Below are 12,234 nucleotides of genomic sequence, written 5' to 3' on the forward strand. Positions count from 1 at the left end.
AAAATTCTCCTGTGATTGAAAACACATAGAAGAATAACGAACTTTATTCAGGAATTTTAGATGTGGGTAAATTGGCGCTTACTTAAATTTTGGGTAAATACGGGGTTTAATCCGTTGTGTTTTACGCAGTGCCTCTCTTGAATGCACGATTGCTCAAATAAGGTATTTGAGCAATCGTGTCTTATTTACTGATTTTCTTTTAAGAGTTGCAGTGCTTTGTCAAATTCAAAGTTTTCGATTTCGTTAAGCAGCTTGTTGATGACTTTTTTCCCAAGTGCTTGTTGAAGACACGCTTTGTTGTCTTCAAAGAAGTTGATGCTTTGACCGTCAAAATTTTCCAGTAATGCGCTAAATTGCAACAGTGTCTGTTTACAAGTATGCGGATCAATTTGCGGGCTTGATTCGGCATTATTTGTTGCTTCATTAGTAGTGTTTTTTGGTTTTTGTGGTGTTTGTTCAGTGCTCTCAGTGGTGTCGAGATAGTCCTTTATTTCTTGAATCAAGACCTCTAAGCTTGGTTGTAGTGCTTCTAGTTGGGCCTCAATGGTTGCCGTGTTTGCAGGGTTGATACTGCTGGTATTTTTTAATAAATTTTCTAAAGTGCCGCTTTGTTCACTTAGATACTCCGCTCCGATAGTTGAGCTGACGCCCTTAAGTGAGTGAGCAAGGCGTTCGAGTTCGGGGTAATTTTCTGATTGCTCCAGCGTTTTAAAATCATCAATAAAGTTTTCGTAACGCTCGGTAAACTGTTTCAGAATTGAGTGATACAGCTTGGTTGAGTCGCCTGATAAGTGAAGGCCTTTTTGCAAGTCAATGCTCATAGTTTTCGGTTTGATTGGCTTGGGTTGTTCACTGTGCGAGGGCAGGGCTTGTTGTGGTTTAAAAACGATATTTTCTGTGGTTGAGCTATGCGCCGCATAATATTTAGCCATAATTTGATATAGCGTATCTGGGTCAACGGGTTTACCTAAATGGTCATTCATGCCGCTATCAATACATTGCTGGCGCTCCTCTTGCATCGCATGAGCGGTCATGGCGATTATTGGCAATTGTGAATATAGCGGGTTTTTGCGTATCATTTTTGTTGCGGTGTGGCCGTCCATTGCAGGCATTTGCACATCCATAAAGATAATGTCGAAATAATCTTGTTTATGTTTAGAGAGGATATCGAGCGCCTCTTGCCCGTTGTTGGCAATAATGACTTTGGCGCCTCTGGATTGCATTAATTCAACCGCAATTTGTTGATTCAGCGGATTGTCTTCGGCTAATAGAATTTTCATGCCATTGAACCTCAAGTGTTCAGTGGTTTTTTGAATTTGTTCAACTTCTTCGCCATTGCCGTGGAGGTGTGGGAAGTGTTTTCTAAGTATGGCGTTGACGTGTTTTGGTAACAGAGGTTTGCTGAGGAAGTCTTGGATGCCAAAATGCGCTGCGGTGTCTGCCATTATCTCTGGGTCATAAGCGGAAATTAGTATGGTTTTATTTAACAGTTCAGGGTGTTTTTGTTGAATGTAGCGCAGCAGAGCTTCACCATCTTCGTCAGGCATAACAAGGTCGGTAAAAATCAAATCGAAAGTTTCATTTTGCAAGCGCTCCTTGGCTTCTTCAACATTTTGAGCAGTGGTGACTTGCAAACCATGTAGGCTGAGTAGGTTGTCCAATGTTTCCAGCACAATTTCCATGTCATCAATAATCAGAATTTTGATGATTTCATCCCATTCGCTGTACTCTTTGCGTTGAGGGGCAATTGGTAGCGTTAGGTCAAAAGAGAAGCGTGAACCCTTATTAATTTGACTGCTAACGTTAATTTCGCCGCCCAATAAGTTAATGATTTTTTGTGAAATTGCTAAGCCTAAACCTGTGCCGCCATATTTGCGCGTGGTTGAGCCGTCGGCTTGGGTGAATTGCTGGAAAAGGCTTTTAATCTGACCTTCTGTCATGCCGATACCAGTGTCTTCCACTTCAATATGGATTTGGGTAAATTTTCCGATAAAGTGCCCATCTATTGAAAGACGTACAAAACCAGATTCGGTGAATTTGAGAGCGTTGGAGAGTAGGTTGGTAATGACTTGTTCTAAACGTAAAGGATCACAGAGAATCCAGCCGGCATCACCAAGAATGTCTTTTGATTTGAAATCAACAATCAGTTCAATCGGTCGGTTGTGAATGGTTTCCGCCAGTAGGCTGGCTGAATGGGTTAACACTTCTTCGAGCTTCATCGGAATAAATTCAATGTCCATTTTGCCAGCTTCCACTTTGGAAAAGTCTAGAATGTCATTGATTATTTTTAATAGAGACTCGCCGGCGTAATGGATTTTTTCAACATAATAATGCTGACGAGGGTTGAGTTCAGTGCGTAATGCTAAATAAGCCATCCCGATAATCGCATTCATTGGGGTGCGAATTTCATGTGACATATTTGCGAGGAACATCGCTTTGGTTTGAGCTGCTTGCTCAGCCAATTCTTTAGCAAGTAGTGCTTCCTGTGTCGCATCGTGCAGTTCATCCATTAATTGCTCACGCAAAATGGCTTCGTTCATGCTGGCGAACATAACGATACAGGTACTGTGGAAAGGTTCAAGTAGTTCTAAGATGGATTCATCGTAAGGCGTGTCTGCATTAGCAAGGCCATAAACACCAATTAATTTGTTGCCCTGCTTGATTGGGATACCGATGTAACGTTTTAGTTCTGGATGCCCTTTTGGAGCATTGCCGCCGCGTGGATCATTCATAACATCATTACTGATAACCGTTTTTTCTTTATAGAGCACTTCGCCAATGAGAGTGTCTGGCGAACAAAACGCGTCTTTTGAACCGCGAATACTTTCATAGAGTTTCTGTGAATCTCTATCCCAAGAGATATTGCTTAGGGCGTGCAGACGTAAACAGCGTTTATTACTGTCCGGTTTATAAATGACTTCACCCAAGAAACCAAATTCACTGCCAGTAATATCAAGTATGACTTTAAGCAGTTTATCCCAAGATTGGTTTTCTTGTTGATGGTTAACCACAGAAGCTTCAGTTGCTGTTTTTAGGGCATCAAGGAGTTTATTGCGCAGCTGGGTTGCGTTACGTGCTTCATTTCGTTCGGTTAAGTCGGTCAAAATACCAATAAACTCTCGATCGCCGCGGTCTTTTATTTCTGAAACCGCTAAGGCTAATGGGAAGGTTTTCCCGTTTTTACGAAGGCCTTCAACTTCACGGTCGTCTTTGCCAATAATTTTGGCATGGCCGGTATGCATATAACTACCCATGTATTCTTGATGATGGTTTGCGTAGTTAGCAGGCATTAGCATTTCGACATTCTGATGGAGCATTTCGCTGGCTGAATAGCCAAACATCTTCTCCGCCGCATTATTAACACGGGTGATGATGCCTTTGGAATTGATTTGGATAATCCCTGCTGCTGCGCCTTCTAAAATGGCTTCGTTTTGCGCAAAAGGTTCCAGCGCGCTGTGTTTCACCAGGCGGATCAAAATAATCAGCGCGACTATGCCAAATAGCATTAAGAATGTTTTGAATAGGAAGTGATTGAAACGTGATTGGTACGACTGGTTAACCTCTTTCATGATGGTTTCCCACACCATCGACTGCAGTTCAAAACCGCTCATATTGAGTGTGGTTTGCATCTCTTTGGTAATTTTGGGCGTAACGGGCGCTTTGCCTTGCATATTTTGCAGAGGGCGAAGGTAGTCTATGCTAATTAACTGGTAGCTTTTGGCGATAGCGCCAAGCTTTTCAAAGAGTTCGGGATAGCGGGCAAAAAACGCTTGGTCTGCATCCAATAATAAGCCGTTTTTCTCCATCATTAAACTTAAACTAATAATGTCTGTCTGCAGTTTTTTGGACGGTTGCGTAGAGTATAGTTCAAGTAAAGTCAGCAAACGATAAAAGCGGATTGTCCAATATTCCAGTTGCCATGAGAAGTCGCTTAAAGAAGTGATATTTTTATTAAAATAATGGCTGTTAAAAAGTTGTTTTTTAGTGCTAATTAGCACGTGCTGTAATTCAATTGGTGGAATTTCTTCACCATCATACGGCGAATAGTAACAACGCTTGCCAGTTGCGCACTCTTCAATCACGTTACGCTTATCGAGATAGTTGTTCCAAGCAACGTCCAGACCGGTGATTCGTTCATCGTCTAAGCGCTTCAAAAAAGTATCCATAAGCTGGTTAGTACGTAATTGCTCCTCTTTCCATTGATCAAAATTGGCTTTTTCGCCGTAAATCAACTTGTAGCCTAGATTGTCTTCGGTGGAAAGCTGATTCGTTGTATCAATCATGACATTGCTGTTTTTGGTCTGCTCAATCCATTTGATTTCTTCAAATAGGCTAACCAAGTTTTCGGCTAGAACCCAAACGAACAGCGCAAAAATGAGAATGGAAACAGCTTGAAGACTCAATGCAGCTGTATGAATTTTATGCGCTCTCATGCGAAGTAATTCCTTAAAAAATTGAAAAACCAAACGGGTTGTTTGCTTGAATTAAAACAGGGCTCTATTTTCTGGTAACACATCATGGTCGTAACCAAAAATGAATCGGTATCAAAGTATCACTCTGGGGTAAATCCTATTGCTCCGTAAAAAATCAATCGCGGGTAAAGCGTTACAATACTCCGCTAGTGGTCATTTATTCTGACGTGTTAATTTTGTAAAGTTTGGTTAGCGCTTTACACTCAATCTGTTCGGCCAAGGAGTAGCTAGGCTTGGTCATTCCGATTCTGACTTTTAAGCCAATCTATCTGGCTAAGCATTCTTAAGGTAGTATTGCCATTTTTTAGAAGCTAACGGGTAAGAACTACTTACCAGTATTGTGCTAAATAAAAAGCAACCTGTCAATTTTGCGTATCCATATTCCCATTTTTTCTTTTTTTGCATCGCTATTTGCATTTTAACTGTTTAAAAGGTTGGGTTATCGTCTGCTAAGATGGGGTGGTTTGCAGTGTTTTGCAAACACTTTGATTTTTTTTAAAAAAGGTATTGACTCTTGTGGGTAGGTCTCTATAATACGCGCTCATCAGGCAGCGACAGACAACATCAAAGCCTAGCGCAAAAAAAAGTAAAAAAAGTATTTGACATAAACGCTTTTGATAACTAAAATACGCGCCACAATCAAAGCGCCCGTAGCTCAATTGGATAGAGTACTCGGCTACGAACCGAGCGGTTAGGGGTTCGACTCCCTTCGGGCGCGCCATTATTCAAACCCTTGTAAATGATGTATTTACAGGGGTTTTTTGTTATGTATTCAATATCTATTTTCTTGTATTTACCAAAAAAATTACCAAAAAATAAATTTCTATATTTGTATTTAGTCCTCGACGCTTTTACCCACAAGGGGTAAAAAAGGGCTGATTGCGCGCGAATGGTTGATAGTGATTGCTTGGATAACTGAGAACGCGGATAAGGGCTTATGCCGATCTGAATTACAGGAGTCTAATAGCAGGGATAGTCGCCCCGCACGCGGTTTGTCAGAATAAGCAATAATTAATAATATGATTATTATTCACCTGTGGTGCATTTAGGAAATCACAATTTTTAGATTCTTAAGTTTATCCCCATCACTCTGATTCACCCATTTTTTTCCTGGGAGAGCTCAATCAATGCATGAACGCCTTACTCATTAAGGTCAACCAAAAACCCTTTAAACAGCTTGCGGGCAATTGCCAGGAATGGTTCAAGAAAATTGACCGGCCGGCCTGTTACCGCTGCCCAGCACATGCCCAAAGCGCATCTTGCCCAGCATAAGGTCTCACCGGGCCGTCTAAAAAACCAAGCTAAGGCCATAGGGCCGGACGTTTTGGCATGGGTCACGCATCAACTCACCACCAAAGCGCATCCAGAACAGGCCTATCGAGTCTGTTTAGGCGCATTGGGTCTCACTCGCCAGTACTCGGCAGAGCGATTAAACCAAGCGTGTCGGCGAGCGAATCGTCACAAGCTGTTTCGCTTACAGCAGCTGAAAAACATTCTGACCAGTCATCTAGATCAACTGCCCGAAGAAACCACTGTTCATTCCACTCTGCCTCAGTCCCATGAAAACATTCGTGGTCCACACAGCTTTCACTAATTCGGAGAACCGCTATGCAAACCCTATTCAATCAAATTGATGCGCTCAAACTCTACGGTCTGCGCCACGCCTTGCAAACTCAGATTGACCAACCCAATCATTATCAAGATCTCAGCTTCACGGAACGCTTAGCACACCTGATGCAAAGCGAACAACAAGACCGAGATCATCGCAAACAACAGCGCCTAATCAAACAAGCAAAATTCAAGCTGTTGGCGACGGCTCAAGGCATTGATTATCAACACCCCAGAGGACTTCAAGCCAGTGTGATGCGAGACCTGCTTCAAGGAGAGTGGATTAAGCGCCACCAGAATGTCTTACTGACGGGACCTTGCGGCTCAGGCAAAACCTATCTTGCCTGTGCCCTGGGGCACCATGCCTGTCTGCAAGGGCACGCTGTGCAGTACTTCCGAATCAGTCGTCTGTTATTGGAGTTGACCCAAGCGAAAGCCGATGGCACCTATCAAACGGCACTCAAGCGTCTTGCGAAATTACCGCTATTGATCCTCGATGACTGGGGGCTTGAACCGCTCAAAGCCTCCCAACGCAATGACCTGATGGAAATTATGGATGACCGACATGGGAGCAGTTCCACGATTCTGATCAGTCAACTGCCAACCGAAGAGTGGTATCAAGCGATTGGTGACAACACCCTTGCCGATGCGATATTAGACCGACTGATGCACAACGCACATCGGATCAAACTGAAAGGCGAATCGATGCGTAAAACGCAATCAGAGATTGACGTCACTTGAACACTTAAGGTAAAAATAGCCCAGCCAACGATGCGTTGATTTTAGGTGTTCAAGTAAAACCGGAATCACTGTTCAAATCCGCCGTTCAAATCCGCCGGAATATGCAGGTGATCTAAACGCGGGGTTTTTAAAGTCTTTGAACTCAATTTCTGGGGATGATCTGGTGCTCGGCTCGATACCTGATTTGGCATTGATTGAAGTTAGCCTAGAAATTGACGAATATACGCTTTATGATTAAGCTTTGTTGGGGCGCTGTTGTCGAGGTTGAAGAATGCGAGGAAAATGAAGTCGTTCTTCGTCCAACTCATTGACCTTTGCGGCAATGTAAGTTAGTTCTTGGATGAGCAAGTCCTAGGCGATGTGACGGGTAAAGCTTCAATGGTCATAAGCCCATCGGTGAAGTCATTCAGTTCGAAGTGCAGTTGACGGATATTGAAGACGGAAAAGCGTTTAATTCAATAGACATAGATACTTTCGATGGATATGGACGCGACTTGTGCTGTAAGCCTTCGCTTAACTAAGTTGCTCGTAACTTAGTGGCATCAAAAATACCAGTTTGTAATCTGTAAGTAGTCCTATCACTTACAAAAGCAAGGGGTTTTTATTAAAATTTGTATTGTCAGGCTTAGGGTTTCCAACCCGAAACTAAATCGTTGTTTTGGGTTTAAATAAATTAGTAGTGAGATTGCTTATGGAATCTAGAGTTAATCGCATCGCAGTGCATCTTAAAGGTGTGCTTGAAAAGCGGAAAATTACGGGCGCTGCCGTTCTCAAGGATGTTTCTGTGGACGGGAGTGGCTTAAGCTTGCTTTCGAACGCAGTTTTATTGAAAGGCGATCATATTGTTTTTGAGCTCTCAGAGAGGCAAGAGGGGACAGTTCATTGCGTTGTTAGGATCGTTCATCAGAGCAAATGGCAGGGTGAAAATTACTATGGTTGCATGATTGTTTACAAGAACAAGGCTTTTGATGAGATGTTAACTCGATTGAACCAGTCACATACCCGTCAAGGTAATAGTCGATTTGGTTTCTTATCTTCAGTGGGAAAAGCCTCACCGAGCGTAAAAACCACTGAAGCGGTTTCTGAGAACAATGATGACTGGGGTTATCTAGTTGGGAAAGACCATTTAGCTCAGCAATAATAATTTTCTTGAGCTGCTGATAAAAAAGTGAGTTGCTTGCACTAGGATTGGCTGCCACAATTAAAAGATGGCGAGGGGAAAGCAAGGGTTTACGCCAGGGCGAACGCATGAACATTTTTTAAGCACCATCGACTCAATGACGCTTGCATTATGCCGTCGGTTGACTCATTCTGCCCGCTTTTTTGAAAGCCGATAGCATGACTTTGTTAGAACACCTGCAACACCTTGACGATCCTCGCTAACAAGCCAAATGCAAACACGATTTAGGGGAAGTCATTTTTATGGCCACCTGTGCGATGCTCTGCGGTGCGGACGATTGGGAGTCCATTGCGCTCTTTGCCCAAACCCGAGAAAAGTGGTTTAAACGCACTTTGCGTCCGGCGGGCGGAGTGCCTTCGCATGACACCTTTAACCGCCTCTTTGCCGTACTGGACCCACAAGTGTATCGCGACCGCTTCAGCCTTTGGGTGCAAGAGTTGATCCTGAGCACGCCGCTCATTGGTGTGGTCGCCATTGACGGCAAAACACTCCGGGCATCGGATTTCTCCAAGCAACAGGCGATTCACATGGTTAATGCGTAGGCTACGCAAGCGGGCGTTGCCCACGGACAGCATAAGGTCGATACAAAATCCAATGAAATCAAAGCCATTCCGATTCCGGCCTTGCTCGACCAGCTTGCCATTCAAGGCTGCTTGGTCACGATGGACGCGATGGGTTGCCAAAAAGCGATTGCTCACAAAGTCATCGAGCGCCAAGCCGATTATCTGCTGTGTGTTAAAAAGAATCAGAAAACCCTGTACAGGGACGTCGAAAAGCACTTGACCACCTACTGGGAAACGCATCCTCAGGACACATTAGGCGTCGGCTTTGCTGAACAGATTGAACAGGGGGATGGTCGCCAAGAATATCGCCGAAGCTGGGTGTTTAACGCCTCAGAGCTCGCTCAGCAATCGGAATCGAAAATTCAAACCCTTGCGGCGGTCCAAGTCGATCGAGTATCTCAAGGCAAAGGCAGTAGCCAACTTCGTTTTTATATTTCGAGTCCGATTCTTAGCGCCGAAGCGGTGCTCAAGGCCACACGCCAACACTGGGAAGTGGAAAACAAACTGCACTGGGTTTTAGATGTCAGTTTTAACGAAGACCAAAGCAGAGCACGCCAAGGTTATGCGGGGGAAAACTTGGCAACAACACGCCAAATTGCGCTGAATCTACTCAAAAAAGAGAACGGATTGAAGTTGGGAATCAAAAACAATCGCATGGCCTGTGGCTCGGATGACAATTATCTTTTTAAAGTCATGGGGTTACTGCGATCGTGATTCATGCGTTTGCACTGGGATTTACGCAACGTATAAAATGGAGCTTTTGCGCTCATAAAGAAGTATTTTTAATTATTTTGCGAGAGTGTTCAAAAGCCTTGGGTACTAAATATTCAGCGCCTTGTCCAGTCGGCCTTCAAAATGTATCGCCAGTTGCGATAAGGGGGGTTCCAATTGTGGGCAGGCATAGTCCAGTTCTTGGAGGCATTGAGTATGTCTGGATACAACAGCTTCAACAAGCCGTTTCTGTCGCTTACGAAAAAATGGACGCAGAAAAATTCCCTTAACGCCCCTCCCTCGATTGTTTAATTAAGCCATTTAGCAAGTTTTTGATAAAGCTCATTAGGTTCAATCGGTTTGGCAATAAAATCATTCATGCCGGCTTCGTGACATTTTTGCTGGTCTTCGCGCATGGCATTCGCGGTCATGGCGATAATCGGAAGTTCTGCAAATTGTGCCTGTTGGCGTATCGATTGCGTGGCTTGATATCCGTCCATCACCGGCATTTGAATGTCCATCAAGACTAAATCATAATCTTGGTCGTGTATTTTTTTCAGTGCCTGCTTACCATTGTTCGCAATGCTTACTTGGATATTGACTTGTTCTAGTAGTTCGCTGGCGACCTGTTGATTAATTTCATTATCTTCGACTAAAAGAATCTGGCGTGCTTTAAGGTTTTTAAGCACGGTTTCAGCGTTTTTAGGGGTGTTATGTGTGCTTTTATCGGCGCTATTGAAAGTGGGGGTTGATAGGCTTTGTTCGCTGGGGAGTCCTAGATTGGCGGTAAAAGTAAAGGTGCTGCCGTGATTAGGGCGGCTTTCTACCCAGATTTTTCCGCCCATTAATTCTGTTAAGGATTTGCAGATGGCTAAACCTAGGCCAGTTCCACCATAGTTGCGGGTTGTCGAGGTGTCGGCTTGTGTGAACGCTTGGAAGAGTTTTTCACTTTGCTTCAAAGTCATGCCAATACCGCTGTCGATAATTGAAAATTTAAGGGTGATTTGATCTGGCTCTTTGCGAATGCTTTCGACTTGAATGCGAATTTCACCTTGCTGGGTAAATTTAATGGCGTTATTGACAAGATTAAGAATGATTTGATTTATGCGCAATGGGTCACCAATTAATTGGTTTGGCACGTCGGGGAAGACGTCAATAAATAAGCTAAGTTGTTTTCTATTAATGTGGTCGATGGTCAGTGTGTTGATGAAATCAAGGGAGTCTTGCAGTTTAAAATGAATGTTCTCCAGTGCCATTTTGCCGGCTTCAATTTTGGAAAAGTCGAGAATATCGTTAATTAACCCCAGTAATGAATTGGATGCGCGGTGAATTTTATTTAGGTAGTCACGCTGTTTAGGGTTTAGATCGGTTTTGAGTGCAAGGTGAGATAGGCCGATAATGACATTCATCGGCGTGCGAATTTCATGACTCATATTGGCGAGGAAGTCTCGTTTGGCTGAGTTGGCAAGCGTTAGCTCATGGGTTCGTTCTTCAACCAGCTGTTCAAGGTGCTGCTGATATTTTTTTAGTTGTTCGGCAATTTCGGCTTTCTTTTCTTCTTGGCGAATACGTTCGCTGACATCTTGTGCTGTACCAATCATCGCAATGGCCTGGTCATCCTGATCGTAAAGGACTTTGCCGACACCGTGGATGTGTTTATGTTGGCCCTTTTCGGTGCGAATTTTGAAGTGGATATCCAATCTGCCGCTGATTTCAATTGCATGATTTATGGCTTGTTGTACACGTTCAAGGTCTTTGCTTTCTACCTGCTTAATAAAGTCAAAAATGTTTGGCATAAAGCTGTTTTCTTGGTAGCCGAAAATGCGGTAATGTTCATTTGACCAGAAAATATCGCCGTTAACTAAGTTCCATTCATAACTGCCAATGTGAGCAATTCGTTGTGCGGTATTAAGGCTAGAATTGGCTTTGGCAATGGTTTCTTCTTTTTCTTTTAGAGTGGTGATGTCTTCACATACTCCTAAAATACCCACCAATTCTTGATGTTTATTGAGCAATGGAAGTTTACTGATACGACACCATTTTTTGTCGCCGTTGGCGCGAATGTATTCGTGTTCTTGTTCGCAAAGTGGTTGTTTGCTTGTTAAGACGATTTGGTCGCTGGTATGCGAGCAGCTGGCTTCTTCGGGGTTGAGTATTTGTGCGTCAACTAAGCCAACGATGTCGTGCGGTTGTTTACCAATGTCTTCGGCAAAGCGCTGATTACAGCCAAGAAATTTGAGTTCGATATCTTTCCAAAAGACGCTCACAGGAATCGAGTTCATGATTGTTTTGAGCATCAGCTCGGCTGTTTCCAGTTCGTGTGCATTTTTTTGCATTTCGATAAATGCTCTGCTACGTGCTTTTTCAATGAAAAGCACAGCGATAAATACAGTGATGAGTTGTCCACAAATACTGATTAAAAAAGTCAGTTGACTGGATTCTTTTGGAATTTGAGATAGATAAGTTGCAAACTCGTTATGTATTGTTGCAGAAAAGTAGAACGCTAAAATCTGTGTGATAATCACGAGAGTTAACCAAACACCGCCAGCAATCACACCTAAAGTGACTAATGCATAGATTGGTACAAGCAGTAGCCATCCAGAATGCGGAGTTTGTAGTGAGCCTTGACTTAATTGAAAATACAGTAATAAGACTAAGCCGCTGAGAATAATCCAATGATGGTTAGCTTGTTTTCTGTAGCGTTTGCCGACAAAAAATACCCCGCTCCAAATAACCCCTATCAGCAGAAGTACGCTGGCACCGTTGGTGTCGCCAAATCCGTAAAAAGCGATGCTGAAAAAAAATGCCATGCTAGCAAAAATTCCGACAGTATTTAAGGTGGCATCAAATTGATGCGCACTGACAAAACGGTCTGACATCATTTTACGAATACCGAGCATTGGTTTCTCCATGAGTGGGGCGGCTGTCGCTCATCACTAATTGCAGTGTATGAATTGCA

The 12,234-nt window shown here is 43.3% G+C and carries 5 protein-coding genes, 1 tRNA gene and 2 pseudogenes; 5 read left to right on the forward strand and 3 right to left on the reverse strand.

Annotated features, from left to right (window positions below; genetic code table 11):
• Nucleotides 1-185 precede the first annotated feature (185 nt).
• Nucleotides 186-4,433, reverse strand: coding sequence for a response regulator (locus tag HRR27_RS04215; RefSeq protein ID WP_173271204.1), 4,248 nt, complete (start codon nt 4,431-4,433; stop codon nt 186-188).
• A gap of 683 nt (nt 4,434-5,116) precedes the next feature.
• Between HRR27_RS04215 and HRR27_RS04220 the strand changes: the two genes are divergently transcribed.
• From HRR27_RS04220 to HRR27_RS04245, 5 genes and pseudogenes are all read left to right on the forward strand, one after another.
• Nucleotides 5,117-5,193: transfer RNA gene (locus HRR27_RS04220), tRNA-Arg, on the forward strand.
• A gap of 489 nt (nt 5,194-5,682) precedes the next feature.
• Entirely contained in the window at nt 5,683-6,066 is a 384-nt protein-coding gene (locus tag HRR27_RS04225) for a hypothetical protein (RefSeq protein WP_173271206.1), read from the forward strand.
• A 14-nt stretch (nt 6,067-6,080) separates the two neighbouring features.
• Nucleotides 6,081-6,821: an IS21-like element helper ATPase IstB gene (gene istB / locus HRR27_RS04230; protein ID WP_173271208.1), complete on the forward strand. Its 741-nt coding sequence runs from the start codon at nt 6,081-6,083 to the stop codon at nt 6,819-6,821.
• Nucleotides 6,822-7,512: 691 nt separating this feature from the next.
• Entirely contained in the window at nt 7,513-7,962 is a 450-nt protein-coding gene (locus HRR27_RS04235; RefSeq protein WP_173271210.1) for a hypothetical protein, read from the forward strand.
• Nucleotides 7,963-8,219: 257 nt separating this feature from the next.
• Nucleotides 8,220-9,278: pseudogene (locus HRR27_RS04245) on the forward strand (ISAs1 family transposase); the annotation flags it as partial.
• A gap of 105 nt (nt 9,279-9,383) precedes the next feature.
• Here HRR27_RS04245 and HRR27_RS04250 read toward each other — a convergent pair.
• Nucleotides 9,384-9,529 (reverse strand): annotated as a pseudogene (locus HRR27_RS04250) (IS256 family transposase); the annotation flags it as partial.
• Between the two features lie 54 nt (nt 9,530-9,583).
• Nucleotides 9,584-12,175 carry an ATP-binding protein gene (locus HRR27_RS04255; RefSeq protein WP_173271214.1) on the reverse strand — a complete coding sequence of 864 codons (2,592 nt, stop codon included), beginning with the start codon at nt 12,173-12,175 and terminating at the stop codon, nt 9,584-9,586.
• Nucleotides 12,176-12,234 lie beyond the last annotated feature (59 nt).

This window comes from Thiosulfatimonas sediminis (assembly GCF_011398355.1).
Lineage (GTDB): Bacteria > Pseudomonadota > Gammaproteobacteria > Thiomicrospirales > Thiomicrospiraceae > Thiomicrorhabdus > Thiomicrorhabdus sediminis_A.